This window comes from Mesorhizobium kowhaii (genome assembly GCF_042431665.1).
Lineage (GTDB): Bacteria > Pseudomonadota > Alphaproteobacteria > Rhizobiales > Rhizobiaceae > Mesorhizobium > Mesorhizobium kowhaii.
On the sequence record NZ_JBHLYT010000044.1, the window covers coordinates 120,395 to 142,827 of the forward strand.

Annotated in this window: 23 protein-coding genes and 1 tRNA gene; 11 read left to right on the forward strand and 13 right to left on the reverse strand. The window is 62.8% G+C overall.

The window, feature by feature from the left end; translation table 11 throughout:
- Positions 1-34 precede the first annotated feature (34 nt).
- The 7 genes from ACFFNA_RS24675 to ACFFNA_RS24705 form a co-directional block, all read right to left on the reverse strand.
- A complete protein-coding gene (locus ACFFNA_RS24675; RefSeq protein WP_378922307.1) occupies positions 35-727 on the reverse strand; it encodes a response regulator transcription factor in 693 nt (230 codons plus the stop codon).
- Entirely contained in the window at positions 724-3,456 is a 2,733-nt protein-coding gene (locus tag ACFFNA_RS24680; RefSeq protein WP_378922309.1) for a DUF4118 domain-containing protein, read from the reverse strand. Before ACFFNA_RS24680 ends, ACFFNA_RS24675 begins: the two co-directional genes overlap by 4 nt.
- 57 nt (positions 3,457-3,513) lie before the next feature.
- Positions 3,514-4,077, reverse strand: a complete 564-nt coding sequence (gene kdpC / locus ACFFNA_RS24685; RefSeq protein WP_378922311.1) for a potassium-transporting ATPase subunit KdpC — start codon at positions 4,075-4,077, stop codon at positions 3,514-3,516.
- An 11-nt stretch (positions 4,078-4,088) separates the two neighbouring features.
- On the reverse strand, positions 4,089-6,182 hold the full coding sequence (kdpB, locus tag ACFFNA_RS24690; RefSeq protein WP_378922313.1) for a potassium-transporting ATPase subunit KdpB: 2,094 nt from the start codon (positions 6,180-6,182) through the stop codon (positions 4,089-4,091).
- Positions 6,183-6,413: 231 nt separating this feature from the next.
- Positions 6,414-8,117, reverse strand: a complete 1,704-nt coding sequence (gene kdpA, locus ACFFNA_RS24695) for a potassium-transporting ATPase subunit KdpA (RefSeq protein ID WP_378922315.1) — start codon at positions 8,115-8,117, stop codon at positions 6,414-6,416.
- Positions 8,118-8,151: 34 nt separating this feature from the next.
- Positions 8,152-8,241, reverse strand: a complete 90-nt coding sequence (locus ACFFNA_RS24700) for a K(+)-transporting ATPase subunit F (RefSeq protein WP_023669708.1) — start codon at positions 8,239-8,241, stop codon at positions 8,152-8,154.
- A 492-nt stretch (positions 8,242-8,733) separates the two neighbouring features.
- Positions 8,734-9,036, reverse strand: coding sequence for a DUF982 domain-containing protein (locus tag ACFFNA_RS24705; RefSeq protein WP_378922318.1), 303 nt, complete (start codon positions 9,034-9,036; stop codon positions 8,734-8,736).
- 250 nt (positions 9,037-9,286) lie between these two features.
- Between ACFFNA_RS24705 and ACFFNA_RS24710 the strand changes: the two genes are divergently transcribed.
- Positions 9,287-9,709, forward strand: a complete 423-nt coding sequence (locus tag ACFFNA_RS24710) for a hypothetical protein (RefSeq protein WP_378922320.1) — start codon at positions 9,287-9,289, stop codon at positions 9,707-9,709.
- Positions 9,710-9,953: 244 nt separating this feature from the next.
- Here ACFFNA_RS24710 and ACFFNA_RS24715 read toward each other — a convergent pair whose 3' ends face one another.
- From ACFFNA_RS24715 to ACFFNA_RS24725, 3 genes are all read right to left on the reverse strand, one after another.
- Complete coding sequence (locus tag ACFFNA_RS24715) at positions 9,954-10,133, reverse strand: hypothetical protein (protein ID WP_378922321.1); 180 nt, start codon at positions 10,131-10,133, stop codon at positions 9,954-9,956.
- Positions 10,134-10,149: 16 nt separating this feature from the next.
- Positions 10,150-10,410 (reverse strand): hypothetical protein, encoded by a 261-nt coding sequence (locus ACFFNA_RS24720; protein WP_378922323.1) that lies wholly within the window; start codon positions 10,408-10,410, stop codon positions 10,150-10,152.
- A 137-nt stretch (positions 10,411-10,547) separates the two neighbouring features.
- On the reverse strand, positions 10,548-10,790 hold the full coding sequence (locus tag ACFFNA_RS24725; RefSeq protein ID WP_378922325.1) for a hypothetical protein: 243 nt from the start codon (positions 10,788-10,790) through the stop codon (positions 10,548-10,550).
- A 286-nt stretch (positions 10,791-11,076) separates the two neighbouring features.
- Between ACFFNA_RS24725 and ACFFNA_RS24730 the strand changes: the two genes are divergently transcribed.
- The 4 genes from ACFFNA_RS24730 to ACFFNA_RS24745 all read left to right on the forward strand — a co-directional run bounded on the left by ACFFNA_RS24730 (position 11,077) and on the right by ACFFNA_RS24745 (position 14,977).
- Entirely contained in the window at positions 11,077-12,405 is a 1,329-nt protein-coding gene (locus ACFFNA_RS24730; protein WP_378922327.1) for a DUF6538 domain-containing protein, read from the forward strand.
- A gap of 14 nt (positions 12,406-12,419) precedes the next feature.
- The gene (locus ACFFNA_RS24735) at positions 12,420-12,605 is read left to right on the forward strand and encodes a hypothetical protein (RefSeq protein WP_378922329.1); all 186 of its coding nucleotides are present in this window, start codon (positions 12,420-12,422) and stop codon (positions 12,603-12,605) included.
- 736 nt (positions 12,606-13,341) lie between these two features.
- Positions 13,342-13,893, forward strand: a complete 552-nt coding sequence (locus ACFFNA_RS24740) for a recombinase family protein (protein WP_378922331.1) — start codon at positions 13,342-13,344, stop codon at positions 13,891-13,893.
- 400 nt (positions 13,894-14,293) lie between these two features.
- Positions 14,294-14,977: a hypothetical protein gene (locus ACFFNA_RS24745; RefSeq protein WP_378922333.1), complete on the forward strand. Its 684-nt coding sequence runs from the start codon at positions 14,294-14,296 to the stop codon at positions 14,975-14,977.
- A 371-nt stretch (positions 14,978-15,348) separates the two neighbouring features.
- On the opposite strand, the gene ACFFNA_RS24750 is transcribed toward ACFFNA_RS24745, so the two are convergent.
- Positions 15,349-15,438: transfer RNA gene (locus ACFFNA_RS24750), tRNA-Ser, on the reverse strand.
- 357 nt (positions 15,439-15,795) lie between these two features.
- Here ACFFNA_RS24750 and ACFFNA_RS24755 point away from each other — a divergent pair.
- The 4 genes from ACFFNA_RS24755 (at position 15,796) to ACFFNA_RS24770 (ending at position 18,844) form a co-directional block, all read left to right on the forward strand.
- A complete protein-coding gene (locus tag ACFFNA_RS24755) occupies positions 15,796-16,500 on the forward strand; it encodes a hypothetical protein (RefSeq protein WP_378922335.1) in 705 nt (234 codons plus the stop codon).
- A 119-nt stretch (positions 16,501-16,619) separates the two neighbouring features.
- Positions 16,620-16,943, forward strand: a complete 324-nt coding sequence (locus ACFFNA_RS24760; protein ID WP_378922337.1) for a hypothetical protein — start codon at positions 16,620-16,622, stop codon at positions 16,941-16,943.
- Positions 16,944-16,980: 37 nt separating this feature from the next.
- Positions 16,981-17,643: a peptide-methionine (S)-S-oxide reductase MsrA gene (msrA, locus tag ACFFNA_RS24765; protein ID WP_378922339.1), complete on the forward strand. Its 663-nt coding sequence runs from the start codon at positions 16,981-16,983 to the stop codon at positions 17,641-17,643.
- Between the two features lie 211 nt (positions 17,644-17,854).
- On the forward strand, positions 17,855-18,844 hold the full coding sequence (locus ACFFNA_RS24770) for a BMP family lipoprotein (RefSeq protein WP_378922341.1): 990 nt from the start codon (positions 17,855-17,857) through the stop codon (positions 18,842-18,844).
- 65 nt (positions 18,845-18,909) lie between these two features.
- Here the strand turns inward: ACFFNA_RS24770 and ACFFNA_RS24775 are convergent, their stop codons facing one another.
- Both ACFFNA_RS24775 and ACFFNA_RS24780 read right to left on the reverse strand, forming a co-directional pair.
- Positions 18,910-19,308, reverse strand: a complete 399-nt coding sequence (locus ACFFNA_RS24775; RefSeq protein WP_378922343.1) for a hypothetical protein — start codon at positions 19,306-19,308, stop codon at positions 18,910-18,912.
- 19 nt (positions 19,309-19,327) lie between these two features.
- Complete coding sequence (locus tag ACFFNA_RS24780) at positions 19,328-19,534, reverse strand: SlyX family protein (protein WP_378922606.1); 207 nt, start codon at positions 19,532-19,534, stop codon at positions 19,328-19,330.
- Positions 19,535-19,764: 230 nt separating this feature from the next.
- Between ACFFNA_RS24780 and ACFFNA_RS24785 the strand changes: the two genes are divergently transcribed.
- Together ACFFNA_RS24785 and ACFFNA_RS24790 are read left to right on the forward strand one after the other, a co-directional pair.
- The gene (locus ACFFNA_RS24785; protein ID WP_378922345.1) at positions 19,765-21,297 is read left to right on the forward strand and encodes an ABC transporter ATP-binding protein; all 1,533 of its coding nucleotides are present in this window, start codon (positions 19,765-19,767) and stop codon (positions 21,295-21,297) included.
- A complete protein-coding gene (locus ACFFNA_RS24790; protein ID WP_378922347.1) occupies positions 21,294-22,433 on the forward strand; it encodes an ABC transporter permease in 1,140 nt (379 codons plus the stop codon). The genes ACFFNA_RS24785 and ACFFNA_RS24790 overlap by 4 nt, the downstream gene beginning before the upstream one ends.

Here is a 22,433-nt window from a genome sequence, read left to right on the forward strand (position 1 = left end):
ACCGCGATCCCGAGAGGTCGAATGGCCCCTCGCTCTATTCGACCTCGCGCAGGCGGTAGCCGACACCGGTCTCGGTGGTGATGTAGCGCGGCTGGTCGGGGGTCTTCTCAATCTTCTGCCTGAGCTGCCGGACGTAGACCCTGAGATACTGCACGTCGGTCGAATCGCCCCAGACCTGCTTCAAAAGGAAATGATGGGTCAGCACCTTGCCGGCGTGCTGCACCAGGATGCGCAGGATGTCGTATTCCTTCGGTGACAGCTTTACGTCCTTGCCTTCGACCTTGACGATGCGTTTGACCAGATCGACGGACAGGTCGCCAGTGTGGAACACCGGCTTTTCACCCTGCTGCTGGAACTTGTGGCGCAGCGCCACGCGGATGCGCGCAATCAGCTCGTTCATGCCGAATGGCTTGGTGACATAGTCATCGGCGCCGAGTTCCAGAGCCTGGACGATACCGGCCTCGTCGGTGCGGCTGGAAAGGATGACCACCGGAATGTCGAGGCCGTCGTCGCGCCATTTGCGCAACAGCTCATGGCCGCTCATGCCGGGCAGGCCGAGGTCGAGCAGGACGAGATCCGGTTTCTCGGCCTCCATCAGTTCGATCGCCACCCTGGCGTTTGGCGCCTCGCTGATCGCATAGCCCTGGCTGCCGAGGCCGACGCGCAGCAGCTTGCGGATTGGCGGCTCGTCATCGACAACCAGTATCCTGACGTTCGAGTTTGTCATGCCAAGTCACCCACATCGTCGTCCGCATTCGAGGCGTCGAGGGCGGGCGGGTTCGCCGGCTTCGGCATCTTGATGGTGAAAACCGCGCCCGAACGGTCGGTGCGGTTTGCCGCCGTGATCGTGCCCCCCATCGCCTCGATGAAGCCGCGGCAGATCGACAGCCCAAGCCCGGTGCCGGCACGAACCTGGTCGCGCTTGCGCACCCGGTAGAACGTGTCGAAAATCCGTTCCAAATCGCCGGAGGGGATGCCCGGCCCCTCATCCATGATCTGCAGGATGACGGAACCATTGTCGGTCCAGCCCTGCACGCGGATCGTCGAGCCGGGCGGCGCGTATTTCGCCGCATTGTCGAGGAGATTGAACAGCGCCTGCTCGAACAGGACGGGGTCGACCTTCAACATCGGCAGATCCGAGGGGATGTCTATCTCGGTCTTGTGCTCGGCGATGATTTTCCTGGCTCTCTGCAGGGCGGAACCGACGATGTCGCCGACATAGTGGAAAGCATAGTTCGGCTCCATCGCGCCGGACTCGATCTTGGTCATGTCGAGCAGATTGGCGATGAAGCGGTTCAATCGCTCGGATTCGTCGAGCACGGTCGTCAGCAGCTCCGCCCGGTCCTGTTCGGGAAGTGCCGGCGCGAATTCCCTCAGCGTGCCGGCCGCGCCCATTATGGCGGCGAGCGGCGTCTTCAGATCATGCGAGATGGAAGTGAGAAGTGCCGAGCGCAGCCTGTCCGCCTCGGCAGCGAGCTTGGCGCGGTCGACATCTGCGACCAGCTGGATGCGCTCGATGGCGACCGCCGCCTGGTCGGCCAGCGCATCGAGCAGGCGCTGCTGCTCGGGCGTCAGCAGCGGGCCCTGCTTGTCGTTGTCGAGGCCGATGACACCGATTGCCGTGCGCCCGGTCCGCAAGGGAAGATAGAGGCGCTTGGCGCCCGGAAGCGTGTCGGCGCCGCGTCCCGCGGCACGATTGTGCTCCCAGGCCCAACGGGCGGCTGCGATGTCGGCCTCGGCCAGCGTATCGTCGGGCGGATAGCCGGCCTTGACGGTGATCGTTCCGTCTTCCGGCAAAAGCAGCACCACCCGCAGCTTCAGCATCGAGGCGATCTGGAAGGCGGTGGCCCAGAGCACGTCGTCGAGCGTGCCGGCACCGGCGAGCTTCTTTGAAAAGAGGTAGATGTCCTCGGTGGCCCGCGCCCGCGAGCGGGCGGCGACCGCCTGGCGTTGCACGCGCGCCGTCAGATTGCTGGCAATGACGGCGACAACCAGGAAGACGCCAAGCGCAACAATGCTCTCCGGATCCCGGATCGTCAGCGTGTAGCGCGGCTCCAGGAAGAAATAGTTGAAGGCAAGGGCGCTGACGAGACAGGCGTACAGAGCCGGCCACAGTCCGCCGGTGACCGCCGATGCCAGCACCGCGATGAGAAAGATGATGGCGAGATTGCGGACGTCGAGAAACTGGTCGAGGACCGCGCTGAAGGCGAGCGAACCCACGACATAGGCCGTGGACAGCAGATAGGGCCCTATCTGGAACTGCTTCTGCTCGTCCGCCGTCTTGACGCTCCTCGACGTCGCCTCGGTGTTGCGTTCATTTCCCGAAATGACATGAACGCTGATGTCGCCGGCATTGCGGATGAGATCATAGGTGAGCGAGCCTTCGATCAATTCGCGCCAGCGCGATCGGGTCGGCCTGCCGACCACGATATGGGTGAAATTGTTCGCCGTCGCATAGCGCACAATGTCCTGCGCCACATTCTGACCCGGAATCGTCGTCACCTCGGCACCAAGTTGTTGGGCGAGGCGCAGGTTGGTTGCGAGCCGGTCCTTGTCCTCCTCGGGCATGCTGGCCAAGCGAGGGCTGTCGACATGCAGCGCCGTCCAGGGAGCACGGAGCCGATCGGCCAGCCTGCGTGCATAGCGGACGCGAGCCGATCCTCCCAGGCGCGCGTCGAGGCAGACGAGGACCCTTTCGCCTGCTGCCCACGGTCCGGGAATGGCGTGGGCCTGCATATGGATCAGCAACTGGTCGTCGACGCGCTGGGCGGTGCGGCGCAGCGCCAGTTCCCTCAGCGCCGTCAGATTGCCCGGCGAGAAATAGTTCTCGATGGCGCGTTGGGCGGTGTTGGGGAAATAGACCTTGCCCTCCTCGAGCCGCTTGATCAGGTCGTCGGGGGTGAGATCGATGATTTCGACATCATCGGCCTGGTCGATGATGGAATCGGGAACCGTCTCGCGGACCCTGACCTTGGTGATCTGGGCGACGACATCGTTCAGGCTTTCGACATGCTGGATGTTGAGCGTCGTGTAGACATCGATGCCTTGCGTCAGGATTTCCTGGACATCGAGGTAGCGCTTGGGGTGGCGGCTGCCGGGCGCGTTGGTGTGGGCGAGTTCGTCGACGAGAACCAGCGCCGGGCGCCGGGCGAGGATGGCGTCGATATCCATCTCGTCAAGGATGCGCCCCTTGTAGTCGACCTTGCGGCGGGGAATAACCTCATAGCCCTCGACCAGGGCCAGTGTTTCCTTGCGGCCATGCGTTTCGACGACGCCGATCACCACGTCGACGCCGTCGGCCAGCCTGGCGCGACCCGACATCAGCATCTCGTAGGTCTTGCCGACGCCGGGTGCTGCACCCAGGAATATTCTCAGGCGGCCGCGCGCCTCCCGCTCGGCATGATCAAGCAGCGCGTCGGGAGAAGGTCTGGTTTCGTTGCGGCTGTCGTCCGGCATCAGGATCGATCATGAATGGCGCCGGGGATACTGTCGATCCCCGGACCTCACCATTCACTATTTCGCGGCGTCCAGCGCAAGGTTGAGACCGAGCACGTTGACCACCGGTTCTCCCATGAAACCGAGCTCCCTGCCCTCGACCTGGCTGTCGACAAGCGCCTTGACCTTGGCTTCGTCGACGCCCCTGGCCTTGGCCACCCGGGCGACCTGGAAGTAGGCCGCTTCGGGGCTGATATGCGGATCGAGGCCGCTGCCGGACGTCGTCACCAGGTCCATCGGCACGGGCTGGTTCGGATTCTCCGCCTTCAGCTTTTCCGCGTCGCCCTTGATGCGATCGATCAGCTTGGGATTGGTCGGGCCGAGGTTGCTGCCGCTCGAGGCGGCGGCGTTGTAGCCGTCGCCGGCGGCCGAGGGGCGGCCGTGGAAGTAACGATCGCTGGCAAAGCCCTGGCCGATCAGTTCGGAGCCGATCACCTTGCCGTCCTTCTCGATCAGGCTGCCATTGGCCTGGCGCGGGAACAGCGCCTGGGCGATGCCGGTCATGCCGATCGGATAGATCAGGCCGGTCAGCACCGTGAAGAAGACGATCATGATGATCGCGGGTCTTATCTGGGTGAGCATGGACGTATTCCTTAAGCGAGGCCGAGGGCGGTGACGATCATGTCGATCGCCTTGATGCCGACGAAGGGGACGATGATGCCGCCGAGGCCGTAGACGAGCAGGTTGCGGCGGAGCAGCGCGCCGGCGCCGATGGCACGATATTTGACGCCTCTCAGCGACAGCGGGATCAGCGCGATGATGATCAGCGCGTTGAAGATGATGGCCGACAGGATGGCGCTCTGCGGCGTCGCCAGATGCATGATGTTGAGCGCCTGCAGCGGGCCGGTCGTCTGTCCCGGCGCGACGTAGAAGACGGCGAACATCGCCGGAATGATGGCGAAATACTTGGCGACGTCGTTGGCGATCGAGAAGGTGGTCAGCGAACCGCGCGTCATCAGCAACGCCTTGCCGATTTCGACGATCTCGATCAGCTTGGTCGGATCGCTGTCGAGATCGATCATGTTGCCGGCCTCGCGCGCGGCCACCGTGCCGGTGTTCATGGCGACGCCGACATCGGCCTGGGCCAGGGCCGGCGCATCGTTGGTGCCGTCGCCGCACATGGCAACCAGCTTGCCCTTGGCCTGCTCGTCGCGGATCAGCTTCAGCTTGTCCTCGGGTGTCGCCTGGGCGAGGAAGTCGTCGACGCCGGCTTCCGCGGCAATCGCCGCGGCCGTCATCGGATTGTCGCCGGTGATCATCACCGTGCGGATGCCCATGCGGCGCAGTTCGGTGAAGCGTTCGCTGATACCGCCCTTGACGATGTCCTTGAGGTGGACGACGCCGAGCAGGCGCCCGTCGCGTTCGACCGCCAGCGGCGTGCCGCCCGACTTGGCGATCTCGTCGGCGATGGCCTGCAGATCGCGGACGGATTCGCTGCTTGGGCGCGTGCCATGAGAGGCTGATGTCGACTGGTTGACATGGGCAAGAACCGAATCGACGGCGCCCTTGCGGACCGACGAACCATCGATGTCGACGCCGCTCATGCGGGTTTGCGCGGTGAAGGGCACGAAAGTGGCGTGCAACGTTGCCATGTCGCGGGCGCGGATGGCGTACTTTTCCTTGGCCAGCACGACGATCGAGCGGCCTTCAGGCGTCTCGTCGGCGAGCGAGGCGAGTTGCGCCGCGTCGGCCAGTTCCTGCTCGGTGACGCCTTTGACCGGGCGAAACTGCGTCGCCTGGCGATTGCCGAGCGTGATCGTGCCGGTCTTGTCGAGCAGCAGCGTGTCGACGTCGCCGGCCGCCTCGACGGCGCGGCCGGACATGGCCAGCACGTTGAAGCGCACAAGGCGGTCCATGCCGGCGATGCCGATGGCCGACAGCAGGGCGCCGATCGTCGTCGGGATCAGGGTCACGAACAGCGCGACCAGCACGGTCACCGAGATGTAGCCACCCGAATAGGAGGCAAAGCTCGGGATCGTCGCAGTGGCCAGCACGAAGATCAGCGTCATGCCGACGAGCAGGATGTTGAGCGCAATCTCGTTCGGCGTCTTCTGGCGCTCGGCGCCTTCGACCAGCGAGATCATGCGGTCGAGGAAGGTATGGCCGGAGGCCGCGGTGATGCGCACGCGGATCCAGTCGGACAGCACCTGCGTGCCGCCCGTGACCGCCGAACGATCGCCGCCGGATTCGCGGATGACTGGCGCGGATTCGCCCGTGATCGCCGCCTCATTGACCGAAGCGACGCCTTCGATCACCTCGCCGTCGGACGGGATGATGTCACCGGCCTCGACCAGCACGGCATCGCCGACCTTGAGGCTGGTGCCGGGCACCAGCTTGTATTTCGTGCGGTCTTCACCGGTCAAAAGCTTGGCCTGGGTCTCGGTGCGCGCCTTGCGCAGCGAATCCGCCTGCGCCTTGCCACGGCCTTCGGCGACGGCTTCGGCGAAGTTGGCAAACAGCACGGTGAACCACAGCCAGATGATGATCTGCAGCGTGAATTTGAAATCGCCGCCGCCGGTGATCAGATCCCTGACGAACAGGACGGTCGTAAGCGCCGAGACGACGGCGACGACGAACATCACCGGATTCTTGATCAGGGTGCGCGGGTTCAATTTCTTGAAGGCCCCGCCGATGGCGGGCCACAAGATGCTAGCATCCATGATGCTGGCAGATTTTGAGTGGCTCATTTTGGAGCTCCGGCTTCGCTGTTGTTGGATGGCACCGATCGATCGGATGCCGAAAAGGGTGGCCCGTAGACCAGCGGCCAGATCACGATCATGACCGCCGCAATGCCTAGGAATGTGGATATGGTCGGGAAGGGAGGGGGAGTTGCCTCCCCCTCATTGTCGGCTCGAGACCGAACCTTGCGACGCATGATGCTGAACCAGGACATGACTTCTATCCAAGGCGGGGCGGTTTCAGAAGGTCTGCCCATGGATCATCGCCAAATGTTCGACGATCGGTCCGATCGCCAGCGCCGGGAAGAAGGTCAGGCCGACGACGATCAGGATGACGCCGACCAGCAGGCCGACGAACAGCGGGCCATCGGTCGGGAAGGTGCCGGCTGAGGCCGGGACCGTCTTCTTGGCCACCAGCGAGCCGGCAATGGCCAGCGCCGGAATGATGACCAGGAAGCGTCCCATCAGCATGCCGATACCGAGCGTTATATTGTACCAGGGCGTGTTGCCACTGAGGCCGCCAAAGGCCGAGCCATTGTTCGCCGCCGCCGAGGTATAGGCGTAGAGAACCTCAGAGAAGCCGTGCGGGCCGGCATTGGCGATCGATGCCACGGCGCTTGGCAGCACCACCGCAATGGCCGTGAAGATCAGCATCGCCAGCGGCAGGCTGAGGATGGCCAGCATCGCCATCTTGACTTCCTTGGCTTCGATCTTCTTGCCGAGATATTCCGGCGTGCGGCCAACCATCAGCCCGGCAACGAAGACCGCGACGACGATGAACATCAGGATGCCGTAGAAGCCGGCGCCAACGCCGCCGACGATGACTTCGCCGAGCTGCATGTTGATCATCGGGATGAAGCCGCCGAGTGCCGTGAAGCTGTCATGCATGGCGTTGACCGCGCCGCAGGACGCGGCGGTCGTGATGACGGCAAACAGTGCCGACATGGCGATGCCGAAGCGGCTCTCCTTGCCTTCCATGTTGCCGCCGTCGATGCCAAGCGCGTGCACCAGCGGGTTGCCAGCAGCTTCCGCCCAGTAACAGACGGCGACACCGGCGATGAACAGGACACCCATGGTGGCCAGGATCGCCCAGCCCTGGCGCTGGTTGCCGACCATGCGGCCGAAGACGTTGGTCAAGGCAGCGCCGAGCGCGAAGATCGTCACCATCTGGATCAGGTTGGAGATCGCATCGGGATTTTCGAAAGGATGCGCGGCATTGGCATTGAAGAACCCACCACCATTGGTGCCGAGCATCTTGATGGCCACCTGCGACGCGACCGGGCCGACCGCAATCGTCTGCTGCGCGCCTTCCAACGTCGTGGCGTTGACATAGGCGCCGAGCGTCTGCGGCATGCCGAGCCAGACATAGACGAGGGTCAGGACGATACAGAGCGGCAGCAGCACATAGAGGGTGCAGCGGGTGATATCGACCCAGAAATTGCCGATGGACTTGACTGAGGCGCGGGCAAAGCCACGGATCAGCGCGACCGCGATGGCGATACCGACCGCTGCCGACATGAAGTTCTGCACAGTGAGGCCGGCCATCTGCACGAGGTAGGACATCGTGCTTTCGCCGCCGTAGTTCTGCCAGTTGGTGTTGCTTACGAAGCTGACGGCGGTGTTGAAGGCGAGATTGGGTTCGACGGCGGTCATGCCCGCCGGATTGTAAGGCAGGACGCCTTGCAGCCGCTGCAGGACATAAAGCACCAGGAAGCTGACAACGCTGAAGAACATGATGCCTGCCGCATAGGTGGTCCAGTGTTGTTCCTCGCGCTCGCTGGTTCCCGCGATGCGATAAAGCCCGCGTTCAATCGGGCCTAGAACCGGCGAAAGAAATGTCCGGTCGCCGTTGAAGACGCGGTACATGTAGCCGCCGAGCGGCTTCACCAGCAAAACGACGATCCCGCAGTAGACGAGGATCTGTAGCCATCCGTTGAGAGTCATGGTTGTAGCTTTCCGTGCCTTGCGCCAATTGCTGTCAGAAGCGTTCTGGGCGAACGAGGGCGTATGTCAGGTAGACGAGCAGGAACAGCGTCACGCCGCCACCGAGGATATAGTCGACGAGCATTTTTGCGGTCCTCGCGTTAAAGAATGTCACAGGCTTTGATGTAGGCGAAGGACAGGGCGAAAAACAAAATCCCTATCCCGAGAACAATAATGTCCATTGTGCTTGTTCCTTGCTTCCGGTCTTCCACTTTCGCCTGATACAGGCAGGTCGGTCTTCCACTTTCGCCTGATACAGACAGGTCGGCGATTACGTGAAAACGGCCCGTCGCATTTGGCGGCGGTACCGGATGTGTTTTCTGAAGGGTGATATGGACCCGATCGCCATAAAGGTTCGAGACGGCGCGGAGCAAAAAGAAATAGGAATTTTATAAAGATTTTCGGGTCAGCTCGTCGCAAGCGTTCGACAGGTTGATTGTCGCGCAGCGGCCGGCTTCAGTCCCGACCACGGGCCTGCGGTTTCCCGGCTGGAAAAGCGAAAGCCCGGCTGGGGAGGGCCAAGCCGGGCTTTCCGTGGTGGCTGGTGCAGATTTAGCCGCCACGATGGGAGGTGGCGTCAGGCGGCGTAACCGCCATAACCACGGGCAACGGCGTGTACGCCTGCGGCCGGCTCGAGATCCGGCCACAGGATGCCGGCAGCGTGGGCAAATTCGACCAGGGCACGGCGCGCCTGCTCGATGGTCACATAACCCGGAACGGCGAGATCACATGCCTTCACCGCGTTGCGAAAGAGCGGGCCACGGCGGGAGGTCGTCCAGTTGGTCAGGAAATCGTGCATTTCGGCAAGCGAGGCAATCTCGCGCTTGAAGCCAAGGCCGACGGTCAGTGCGACCGGTGAATGAAACAGCTTGTCGTGCATGAAGCGGGCTCCTGATTTATCGCAGCGCCGGGAGAGATATCCGGGCTGGTCCACGGACGGGACGCCGTGAAACGCGCTGCGAGGCCGGAGGTTCCAGGCCGAGCGCTTTTAGATGAAATGCCGGCACAAGCGCTCGCCATGATCTGCCTGATGCTTTCCCGCGGCGGCTAGTGGTGAAAATCAGACACTTGAGTCCAGCCGAGGGTGTAAGATAGCCGCCGACGGCTCTGGGTGAGTTCGGGAGGCAACCATGCTACCTCGTACGATTTTCCTCGGCAGACTGATTGGCCTGTTCTTTATTCTCGCCGCGCTATTCATGCTCATGCACAAGCAGTCGTTTGTCGCGACCGTGCCCAGGCTCATTCAGGACCCACCGCTGGTCCTGGTTATCGGCATGATTGCATCGATTGCGGGTCTCGCCATGGTGCTCGGGCACAATGTCTGGGCAGGCGGAATCCTGCCGGTCGTCGTCACCCTCATCGGATGGTCAATCCTGATCCGTGGTTTGCTCCTGCTCTTCCTTTCACCGGAAGCGCTGGCGATTTATTTCAAGATGTTTCATTTCGAAGACCTTTTCTACATCTTTGCCGCGATTACGCTGGTCCTTGGACTGTACCTGACTTACGCCGCGTTCAAAGCCTTGCCGCTGTCAAACGCGGGAACCAAGCGTTAGGCTCGATCCACTAGCTGAACAATCGCTGGCCTAACCGAAGCCGTCGAGCGCGTGCACGACGACCGGTTCCTTGTCGAGCACGAGGCCGCACACGATGCGCCGGGCTCGCTGTCCGGGGGACATGGTTGCCGCAGTGCTGGAGCGGGAATTGTGGAGGTGTTGGCCGGAAGGCCGCGACGACTGACCAGGATGGAGAGGGTCACAATCTCAGGCACCGCGCCGTCGCCGACCGTGGCGCGCGACGCTACTGCCGCATGAGCGCGTTTGCTTCAGCCAACGTAGCCAGCACTTGCTCGACTTTCTGCGCCGAGGCGTCCGTGCGCTCGATATGCAGCATCATTTGCTGCGTCAGCATCGCAAGCCTTGCGGCGCGATATACGTTGCCGTTTCTCGCAGTTTCAAGGTCGAAGGCCGCGATCATCATGGGAACAAACCCAAAATCATAGAGCACTCGAATTCGCGCGTGCTGATGGATCGATCTTCGTCAGGTGCTTTCTGGCCTCGATCACACGCCGCTCAGCGGCCCTTATCCTGCTGCAGAGCGCGATATTGATTCCGACTCCGCAGTCTTCGTCCAGCATTTCCTTGGCGCGCCCGAGGGCGAGCTCCGCCCGCTTAACGCGCAGTCTGGCCTTGGCCAGTTCCAGGATCATGAGATCGGCCATCGCGCCGCGTCCGTTGTGCTCCAGGGTGTACATCATGAAGTGCTAACTCATAACGGAGCGGTTCGTTCCCCCTGAGGCCTGGCACCGAGATCACGAATATGATCCTTCGTTGCGACGACCCCCTCAACGGAGATCGCCTTTCCCGATGACCATGAGATCACGGTGGCGGGCTTCTATCGCGCCGCGGTCAGGACGAACGTGCGCTCTCTCGGCTCAATTCGTTTCAGGCAATGTTCTGGGATATCTGGCCACGTCGCCTTGGCGCATGCTTTCTCCGTGACCGCAATAGTTTCGCCGGGCTGCACGTTCGCGGCTTGGGTAGCGGTGGATGACGTGAAGAGCACCGTCTGAGTTACGAGCGCCGCAACGGCTGCGACTTGGATCAGGACGGCAGCGAGGGCGATCTTCTTGAGCATGCGAGGAAACGCTCATCCCCGCCCCCGGTTCCTTTGGTTTCTGGTTTTTCGCTCAAATTGGCCCGCTGCCTCACGGTGCGTGCTTTTCTGTTTGAGCAGGCCAGCCAAGCAGGGAAAGAAGTAGGGAGGCACGTAGGGTCTTCAGAAGTCCCCAGCGATTTCAATGCGTTGTCGAACGATGGTGGCGGAGAGAGCGGGAAACTCTCCCCCGCATCGCTTGACCCCTTGTGGCCCTTGACTTTCAAGCCATTCACCCGCCTTGCTGGGGGACCAATGTGGGGGACCGATGGCCAATCCAAAGCAGTTCCTAGAGTGGCACGGCCAGCAATGGCGAGTTGTGGTGAAGGTTCCGGCCAAGCTACGCGACATCATCGGCAGGACCAAGCTCAAGCAGCCCCTTCACACCGCCGACCTCAAGCAGGCCGATGAACGCAAGTGGGCCGTAGTGGAGCGCTTCAAGGCCCTCTTGGCCGCCGCCAACCGTGCGCTGACCACCAACGATCCGCTTGAGGCCGAGGCGCTCCGCAACCGGCTGCACAGGGACGAGCAGGGGACGCAGGACCACATCCACGACCGCGCCAAGCAATTGGAGGTGACGCATGGGGCCGACCGCGCCAAAGCTTTCTATGAGGTGGCGAGTGGGCAGGCGACGCCGCTTGACCACCATGCGGATGGCTTCAAGGCGCACAAGGCGACCTACAGCATGGGCGCAGTGCAAGACTTCGAGCGAGTGCTGGGCTGGCTTGTGGATTGGCTCAAGGCCGACCACCGAGCGGCCAGCGTCGAGGCCGTGACGCGGCAGACGGCTGGGCGCTTCATTGATCAGCACCTCACAGTCGGCAGAAGCCGTGACAAGGCCGCCGCCTATCTGGGCTTCCTCCGGGAATACTGGAAGTGGCTCAAGCAGCGCGGCCATGTGAGTGATAACCCTTGGGTTGGCCAGGACCTCCCCGCCGCGCTCCGCCCAAGCCGAGACGCCGAGCCGGATGGCGACAAGCGGGCCTATACCGACGCCGAACTAGCTAGGCTCATATACGGTCCCGCCAGTGAACGCCTTGCGGACCTAATGTGCATTGCTGCCTTAAGCGGGATGCGGATCGAAGAGGTATGCCAACTTCGGTTAGTGGACTGTGAGGGCGGTGCATTCAATGTCCGAGCGGGCAAGACCGAAGCGGCCAAGCGTCACGTTCCCATCCACACCGGGCTTGCGGCGATCATGGCGCGGCGGACCAAAGGCAAGTTGTCCAGCGATTTCCTGATTGACGGACTGCCCGATGTTCCCGCGTCGAGGGAAAGCCGCTCCGATCCCGCCTCAAAGGAGTTCACTCGCTACCGCCGCAAGCAAAAGGTGGACGAACGGCCCAATGGCAAGCCCAAGTCCAACGTTGACTTCCACTCATTCCGCCGCTGGTTCATCCACAAGGCGCGAGCCGCCATGCTGGAAGGCAATGCTGGCTTTGACGAATGGACATTCCCCGCAGTGATCGGCCACACCGAAAGCGAAAGGCCTAAGTCCCTCGACCTCGCCATGATGGGCTACGCGGGGAAAGACCCAGAGAAAGCGAAGCGGGCCTTGGTGGAGTCCGTCAAGCTGCCACCCCATCCACCACAATAAGGAGAGCCTGACCGATGACCACTGACACCTTGCCGACCGCCGCCACGCTCATCACCGACGACACCGCCGCCATCAACTTCGTGCTGGACCATCTGGAGCCGTTCGAGGCTTCCGGGTTCCTAAGCGACCGCCGCGAGGGCAAAGGCCTTGAGCCGTGGCTAGCCGGGGTGCGCCATGACCGCATGATGGCCGCCGAATAGTCCACGCACTTGGGGGGCCGCCATTAGGTAGAGAGCCGCTGGAGGCCCCCGACAGGCCCAGCCTCAGGCCGAAAAACCTAATGAAATCAGTTCGAATAGTGCTTGTACTTAGGGGGGCTCCATTAAGTAGATAGCCCCAAGAGAGCCTACTGGTAGCTGACTGGATGGATAGAGGGGAGATTGATCCTCCTCTCCCCTTTTGTCGCTCAGGGTTCCCTCCCGGCCTTAGTGCTGAAAGTGACTGCCCCGAGTACCGTATTGCCGCTCCAGGTATCCATCCGGTAGCAAGGGGAGATGAGGGAGCAAGGCCACTCCCCCTCCTCAAGGCCACCATCCGGTATGCCCGCTCGGGCGGTTACTGGACGCCAATCGGGTGCCGATTACGCGAGGGGTCCAATATAGGTGACAGCGGGCGCGATTTCCCCCCATGGCCTCCCAGTTTATGGGACCCTAACGAAAGCTTTGCGGGAGCGGCCCCAGAACGAAACCGGGGGTGTCATCGGGCCAGACATCCGGGCAAGCATCCGGCAGCGCGGGGGATTGTGATGGGAGCACCCTCCTCTTTAAGGCGCATTGCGGCGCATTGCGGTCCTGCCAATAGGGCAAGGTTCTGTCATCCCGCGCAGCCTGTCAGGTTCCGCCTCGAATAGTTCTGCCAATAGGGTTGACTTCGAGTTATGGCAGCTCTATTGCTTGGGCTCTAGACCCAATTGGCAGCCACAGAGAGGCCTCAGCGATGCTCACAGGATACGCACGGACCAGCACCACGGACCAGACGGCAGGGCTTGAGGCCCAGCTTGTAGCGCTCAAGGTGGCGGGCTGCGAGAAGGTGTTCAGCGAACACGCCTCGGGGGCGAAGCAGCGCGACCAGTTGGACGAAGCCTTGCGCTTCCTCCGGGAGGGCGACACGCTGGTTGTCACCAAGATGGACCGCCTAGCGCGTGACCTTCGCAGCCTGCTTGCGGTGGTGGACGATCTGGACAAGCGAGGCATCGGCCTCCGCATCCTCGACTTCGCAGGGGAGACCATCAACACGGGCTCCGCCACCGGGAGGCTGCAACTGGCCATGTTCGCGGCCTTCGCGGAGTTCGAACGGACCATGATGCTAGAGCGCCAGCGAGCGGGCATTGAGAAGGCGAAGGGCGAAGGGAAGTATACGGGCAGGAAGCCGACCGCCATGACCCAGCAAGGCACCATCAAGTCGCTGGCATCGGACGGCATGACCCGCGCCGCCATCGCCGCCCAGCTTGGCATCAGCGAGCGCAGCGTCTACAGGGCGCTCACCTAGCCCTCGACCAGCCCGCCTAGCCCAATTGTGGCAGGAAAGGGGCGCCCGAGCGATCCTATCAGTAGCCCCATCCAATCGCTTGAGGCACAGACCTACAGCCCGCCGCCCAGGGCCCCAGATGCTACACCGCGCGGCCTATCCTCCGGGCAGTCAACGGGGTCTCGCTGCGCAGTGCCAGCCACGATGGGGCGGCATCGGGCAGGGCATCAGGCGGCGGCATTGGGTGTCGGCATCGTGGGTCCGCTTGGTATCAGGGGAGATGATGGGGCGATGCCACTCCCCGCTCACGGCCAGCCTCCGAGCCCGTGCCTCTCAGCGACTCAGGGAAGCCCGTACAGCGCCACGGCCCGCGAGTGCACCGCGCAGTCCCGTCCCGCCAAGCGCTCCTCGGCGGCCCGCTATGAGTCCGGCAGAGGCTGTCAGCCAACTAGGCAGAGGAGGCGTTGACGGCGCGGACAAAAAGGTGCACGCGAAAACAGCTCGGGAACGCAATGATACGCTGAGCGAGGGGGGAGATTTGCCAGACCTTGGGTGGTTCGTGCAGGCGCTTGGGCTTCGTGCCAGCCTAATAGCTGGCCTCGCGCTGGCTTGCGCTATCCTCGTCCTCGCACCAGTGATCGGAGTGACCACATTCTCCGGTATCGATCCGACCGTAATGTCGTTCGCTAGAGTCGGACTTGCGGTGTTCGGAAGTCTCACCCTGATGAACTTGGCAGTCGCCACTTGGGGCGGTGTTCGGTGGATAGGTTCCAAGCTCGCCGAGATTAGATCACGATCGGCACATAAGGCAGCGGCGGCTGCAAGTTTGAACGAACTGACGGCAAGGGAGCGCAACATCCTCGCCTTTCTCGTAACGCGCAATGAGCGGCACTTCGTTTCGAACATCAACGGTGGCTATGCGGCTAGCCTGATAGGGCGAGGTTTGATCCACCTTGCGGCTCGACCAGGGCAGTCTCTCTCAGCCCTCTCGGTGCCGTTCACGGTCGATGAATATGTGTGGGAAGCCCTCCAGGCTCGTAGGGAGGAGTTCAAGCATGCTAATCCGACTGGCAAGCCTCCTTACTCAGACAACCCGTTCGCCTAGTCCCTTGACCCGCCGGGATCGCTTTCGGCCACGGCGAGCCGTTGTACCTAGGGGAGGGCGAGCGGCGCGACAGATTATCCAACCAAGCGGAGGGCGACTAGCCCGACCAGCTATTCATTCTCAAGGTGTTCGCCATCGGGGGCTGCTTGTTGTGGCCGCTGCGCTGGCCACCGGATGACGGGCCAAGGGTGCGCGATGCGATGCTGCCTGTGTGACTCAGGGAAGCCCGTACAGCGGTAAGGGGATGATGGGAGAGCCGATCCCCGCCTATGCCTAGCGACTATCTTGGGGGACCAAGCTGGGGGACCGCGCTTTGGCGGAGTGGCTACAAAGTGTTGATATTGTTACTCATTGGGGGACCAAAAATGGGCTGGCGGAGAGAGCGGGATTCGAACCCGCGTTACGGTCTCCCGTAAACACACTTTCCAGGCGTGCGCCTTCAACCACTCGGCCACCTCTCCGTCCATGCATGTCGCGCCGGCCGGTTTCGCCGCGCGGGTTGGGGAGATGCACCTCCCTTGGGGCGGTGGCGTGGAACCCCGCGCCGGCGCCGCCAACCAGCGAACGCCCTTCCCCTGCACCTGAGCCGTCGAAGCAACAGGCGCGGGGCTCATCTAGTCGATCCGGCGCCGAATGCCAAGCCATAACGGCAGTCTATTCGCTTTGCCGGCCACACAGCGTTTCGCGAGGCTGCCGCCGCACCGGTTTTGAGGCGCCGCCATCCGAATGATGTGCACAGGCAAGGCCGCAAGGCTGGCCGCGCTTGACTTCGCCGCTGGCCGTCTGTCGAGTGATGCAGAGGCCTTGGGGGGCTGGACATGACATCGAGCAATGGACAGACGCCAGCCAGGCGGCCGGACAGCGGCCTGTCCTTTGTGCCGCCGGGCTGGCTCGTCTTCGTCATGGCGTGGTCCGTCTACGGCCTGATATCGGCCTGGCGAGTGGTCGGCGACTATGGCCTGCCGGACAGCGTCTTCTATCTCATCTATGGCGGGCTTGCCGTCGACATCATCACCATCCTGTGGGGGCTTTACCTGCTCGGCCTCGCCTTTGGCCGCTCGGCCCGCTTCCCACGCCATTTCACCATCTGGCAGATCGCCACCATCATCTGGCTGCTGGCGAGGCAGGCCTATGTGCTCACGATTTCCGATTTCGTCTTCTCGGGCCAGGCGCTTGCCGTCACCGCTGCGGAAATCGCCATCGGGATTCTCTGCATCTATTTGCTGCGCCGCGGTTCCGAAGCAGATTCTGTCTACGCCAATCCGGAAACCGAAAGCCCGCCTGTCGTCGTCTCGATCCTCGCCGCCCTGCTCGGCATCATCCTCGGCGCGGTCATCGGCGCCGTGGGCGGATTCTTCGCCGGTGAGGGGATTGCGGAGGCCACCGACATGAGCTGCTTCGAAGGCGGCTGCGGTTATTTTGCCCTGTTCATCGGGCTGGCCGGGCTGGTCGTCGGCGCCATCGGTGGTGGCCTTTTTGCCGTCTGGCGCGTCCATCGGCGCAAACGCAAGCCGGTGGCATAGGCCGGGCTTCAAATTCGCGTATGGCGATTGCGAACCAGGCATGCGCACTCTATTTCTCGTCTTGGAACCGGAAGGCCCTCGGGAGGAGCTTGAGGACTGGCCCGGGGGAAGGTCTCCGCATGTTTCGCTTCGTCTTTCGTCTTGCCGCAATGGTCGCGCTGTCGATTTCCGTCATCATGGCGGTGCTCGATGCGACGCGCACCGTGGCGGCTTCGGCGCTGGTGCTGACCCCGCTCGACACAAGCTGGCTGGCGGTCTCGCCGGACACGCGGGCCGCCTTCGAAACCTTCGTGCGAACCAAAGCCGGTGCGCTGCTGTGGGACGGCGCCATCGCCTGGGTGCTCGACCAGCCGGGCTTCGCCGTGTTCGCGGTGCTGGCCCTCCTGCTCTATGCTATCGGCTACAGGCGGCAACGACGCCCGGGACAGTTCGCCGCCACCTGATCCAGTCCCTACGTCCCCCAGAGAGGGAAGACCGCGCATGTTCTTTCTCAGCGACATGCTGAACAAGAAGCTCAATCTGCCGAAACCGTCCGAGGCGTTGCCGGGCCGTGCCCGGGCGATCCCGACGGCATCCAGGCATCATGTCCTGAAAAAGCCTCTCAAGGGTCCCTACCCCGAAGGCTTTGAGACGGCGATGTTCGGGCTCGGCTGCTTCTGGGGCGCCGAGCGGCTGTTCTGGCAGCTCGACGGCGTCTGGGTCACCGCGGTCGGCTATGCCGGCGGCATCACGCCCAATCCGACCTATCAGGAAACCTGCACCGGCCTCACCGGCCATGCCGAAGTGGTGCTGGTCGTCCACGATCCCAAAATCGTCTCCTATGCCGGGCTTCTGAAGCTGTTCTGGGAAAGCCACGACCCGACGCAAGGCATGCGCCAGGGCAATGATATCGGCACCACCTACCGCTCCGCGATCTACACACTCAGCGATGCGCAATTGCGGGCGGCGCGCGCCTCGCGCGATGCCTACGAAACCGCCTTGCGCGGTGCCGGCCATGGCAAGATCACCACCGAGATCGCACCGGCGCCTGAATTCTACTTCGCCGAAGCCGATCACCAGCAATATCTGGCGAAGAACCCTTACGGCTACTGCAACCTCAAAGGCACCGGCATCCCTTGCATCCCGGCTGCCATCTCCGCCTAAAGCCTTTGGCGCAAAGATCGAGCTGCGGTGCGGTCTCCCCGCGCCATGCTTTTCCAAAAGGTCAAAATTCCGCGTGAATTTTGTTCCGGGCCGTGCCAGATTGCCGCCGAGCGGGAGGGGAATACACTCCTGGCTGATGTCGCATGCCTGCCGGAGAACCGGGCAGCATGCGGCGCGTAACGGAAAAAATAACCGACAGGGTGTGGATCACATGAAACGTATCGTTCTCGGCCTCCTGGCCGCAACCGCAATGGTTCTTCCGGCTTTCGCCGCGGATGTCCAGCCGGCCATCCTCTATGATCTCGGCGGCAAGTTCGACAAATCCTTCAACGAGGCTGCCTTTCATGGCGCCGAGAAGTTCAAGACAGAGACCGGCGTCGCCTATGTCGAGTTCGAGGTGTCCAACGCCTCGCAGCGCGAGCAGGCGCTGCGCCGCTTCGCCGAGGACGGCCGCAACCCGATTGTCATGGCCGGCTTTGCCTGGGAGGATGCACTGAAGAAGGTCGCGGCCGAATATCCTGACCTCAACTTCGCCATCATCGACGATGCCGTCGATCTGCCCAATGTCCGCTCGCTGGTATTCAAGGAGAATGAAGGCTCCTACCTCGTCGGCATCCTGGCGGCGATGGCTTCAAAGTCGAAGAAGGTCTCCTTCATCGGCGGCATGGACATCCCGCTGATCCGCAAGTTCGAATGCGGCTATGTCGGCGGCGCCAAGTCGGCCGGTGCGACGGATGTCATCCAGAACATGACCGGCGACACGCCGGCTGCCTGGAACGACCCGGCGAAGGGCGGTGAAATCGCCAAGACGCAGATCGACCAGGGCTCCGACGTGGTCTACGCCGCGGCCGGCGGCACCGGCGTCGGCGTGCTGCAGGCGGCGGCTGATGCCGGCAAGCTTGGCATCGGCGTCGATTCCAACCAGAACGGCCTGCAGCCCGGCAAGGTGCTGACCTCGATGATGAAGCGCGTCGATGTTGCCGTCTACACCGCTTTCATGGACGGCAAGAACGGTACCTTCAAGGGCGGCCTGCAAAATCTCGGCCTCAAGGAAGGCGGCGTCGACTACGCCATGGACGACAACAACAAGGCGCTGGTGACCGACGAGATGAAGGCGGCGGTCGAAAGGGCCAAGGCCGACATCATCGCCGGCAAGCTCGAGGTGCACGACTACACGGCCGACAACGCCTGCCCTTATTGAGCGGCGCGACATACAGCCATGACCTGCAAACCGCCGGGCACAAGCCCGGCGGTATTGCGTTGGCCTTATAGCTTGCTCGTCAGGTAGCCCAGCGCGAAGGCGACGATCAGCCCGACAGCGACGGCAAATCCGCGCCGACCTCCGAGCGCGTGCAGGCCGATGCCGTACGGGCGCCGAGACAGGCTTCGGATCACCGTCGGTGATTTGGCATTGTTGCCGCCCAGACCAGAGGTGCGCATCTGCGGCAGGTCGGCAATGCGCTGGGTGATCTGGTTCCAACGCTCTTCGCCATCAGCCGGTTCGGCACGGTCGAAGACGTGCATGCGTTCGGCAAGTTGCACGACCGCGTCGCGGAAGGCAGGGTCGATCTCTAGGTCGCGCTCGGCCCGTTCGCGTTCCGCGTCGTTCATCAGGCCGAGCACATAGTCGCCGGCCCGCGCGGTGCGATCGCTTTCACTGGCCATGACTTCCCCCCCTTTTTCCTCACCAGTGCGGCGGCTTGGTTACAGGCACGTCGGGCGCCGCCTGCTCCTCCAGCGCCAGGAAGCGGTCGGTCAGCGCGTCGAGCTTGTGCTGCATGCGCTCGATCACCTTCCACTGCTCGGCGATCTGGCCGGACAGTTCCTCGATGGTCTTCTCCTGTTCGGCGGCGCGGATCTCCAGCGTCGTCAGCCGGTCGGCAGGCATGATCATTCAAATCCCCAGTCTCTCGCCGCGATGCCTCGCACTGCAATACGTTGCGCCGCGATACGAATTTCGGCTTCGCCATATTAGCGAATGTGAAGGCCCCGGCCACGTTGGAAATTGACAAGCGCACCGGGATTTGTCGAGAGTGACCAATGCTCCGCCAATTGGCACGGGCGGAGTGTCATGCTAGGCGTTTTGACCAAGCGATAAAAAATAAGAGTGGGACAGGCTGCATGGCGCAAGCCGCAATCGAGTTGATCGGCATCAACAAGAGTTTTGGCGCCGTGCGCGCCAACCGCGACATCAATCTGGAGATCGCACGCGGCACCATCCATGGCATTGTCGGCGAGAACGGCGCCGGCAAGTCGACGCTGATGTCGATCCTCTATGGGTTCTACCAGGCCGACAGCGGCGAGATCCGCGTCGGCGGCCAGCCGGCCTCGATCAAGACCCCCAATGACGCCATCGCGCTCGGCATCGGCATGGTGCATCAGCATTTCATGCTGGTCGACAATTTCACGGTGCTGGAAAACGTCATCCTCGGTGCCGAAAGCGATGCACTGCTGAAGCGAAGCATCGCCAAGGCGCGCTCCGAACTCGAACGCCTCGAACGCGAATACGGGCTGGAAGTCGATCCCGATGCGATCATCGAGGAACTGCCGGTCGGCCTTCAGCAGCGGGTGGAGATCCTCAAAGCGCTCTATCGCGGCGCCGAGATCCTGATCCTCGACGAGCCGACGGGCGTGCTGACACCAGCCGAGGCCGACCATCTGTTCCGCATCCTCAGGCAGTTGAAGGAACAGGGCAAGACGGTGGTGCTGATCACCCACAAATTGCGCGAGATCATGGCGATCACCGATACGGTGTCGGTGATGCGCCAGGGCACGATGGTGGCGACCCGCGAGACCAAAAAGACCACCGTCGAGGAGCTGGCCGAACTGATGGTCGGGCGGCGCGTGCTACTCAGGGTCGAAAAGGGCGAGGCCGAAGCCGGCGCCGTCAAGCTCGCGGTCAAGAACCTGACGGTGAAGGATACACGCGGCGTCACCATGGTCGACGACATCTCCTTCGACATTCGCGCCGGCGAAATCGTCGGCATTGCCGGCGTCGCCGGCAACGGACAATCCGAACTGCTCGAGGCGATTTCCGGCATCAGGCACGCCGTTTCCGGCTCGGTCATGCTCGACGGCAAGCCGATCGACCTGACGGGTGCCGCCGATCCCGGCGAACTGCGCGACCGCGGCCTCGCCCATGTGCCGGAGGATCGCCATCATGTCGGGCTGGTGCTGGCCTTCGAGGAGAACGAGAATTCCATTCTCGGCTATCATGACGACCCCCGCTATTTGAAAGGACCCTTCCTCAACATCGATGCCATCCGCAACGATGCCAAGGACAAGATCGCCAAATACGACATTCGTCCGACCGACTGCCGATTGAAGACCGCCAATTTTTCCGGCGGCAATCAGCAGAAGATCGTGCTCGCGCGGGAGATGGAACAGGACCCCGGCGTGCTCATCGTCGGCCAGCCGACGCGCGGCGTCGATGTCGGCGCCATCGAGTTCATCCACAAGCGGCTGATCGCCATGCGCGACCAGGGCAAGGCGGTGCTGGTGGTGTCGGTCGAGCTGGACGAGATCCGTTCGCTCGCCGACCGCATCCTGGTGATGTTTGCTGGCCGCATCGTCGGCGAGCGCGGCCCGGAAGCGACCGAAGGCGAGCTCGGCCTGCTGATGGCCGGTGTCGAGCATCAGGAGGCAGCCCAATGAGCACGCCTTACGCCAAACTGCCGGCCTGGGCCGACTACGGCCTGATCCCGCTGATCAACCTGTTCGTCGCCTTCGTCGTCGCCGGCTTCGTCGTGCTTCTGGTCGGCGAGAACCCGTTCCGCGCCGCCGTCATCCTGGTCGAGGGCGCCTTCGGCAAGGGAACAGGCATTGCCTTCACCCTCTTCTATGCCACCACGTTCATCTTTACCGGGCTTTCGGTGGCCGTGGCAGCGCATTGCGGCCTGTTCAACATCGGCACCGAGGGGCAGGCCTACATCGCCGGCCTCGGTATCGCCGTCGTCTGTCTTTCCTTCGACAGTGTGCTGCCGTGGTGGCTGACATTTCCGCTGGCCATCGTCGCTTCGGCGGTCGTGGGCGCGTTGTGGGGGCTTATCCCCGCCTATCTGCAGGCCAAGCGCGGCTCGCACATCGTCATCACCACCATCATGTTTAATTTCATCGCCGCCTCGATCATGGTTTACCTGCTGGTTGGCCCCTTGAAGCCGGCAGCATCGCAAGCGCCGCAGACTCGCAACTTCCTCGCGGGCGCGGAATTGCCGAAGCTCAACTGGATCATCGAGCTGTTCGGCGCCAAGATCCGTTCGGCGCCGCTCAACATTTCCTTCCTGCTGGCGCTGATCATGGCCTTCCTGGTCTGGCTGTTGATCTGGCGCACCAAGCTCGGCTATGAGATGCGCACCTACGGTCACAGCCCGAAGGCGGCGCGCTATGCCGGCATTTCGGAAACCCGCATCATCATCACCGCCATGATGATCTCTGGCGCGCTGGCCGGCATGATGGCGCTCAATCCGGTGATGGGCGACCAGCACAATGTCGCGATCGACTTTGTCTCCGGCGCCGGTTTCGTCGGCATCGCCGTGGCGCTGATGGGCCGCCTGCACCCGATCGGCATCGTGCTGGCGGCGATCCTGTTCGGCATGCTCTACCAGGGCGGCGCCGAGCTTGCCTTCGAGATGCCGGCGATCAGCCGTGACATGATCGTCATCATCCAGGGTCTGGTCATCCTGTTCGCCGGCGCGCTCGAGCACATGTTCCGGCCTTACATTCAGGCGCTGTTCGCCTCTTTCAGTCCGCGATCGGTCGGCATGGAAGCGGTCAAGGGGAAGGGTGCCTGA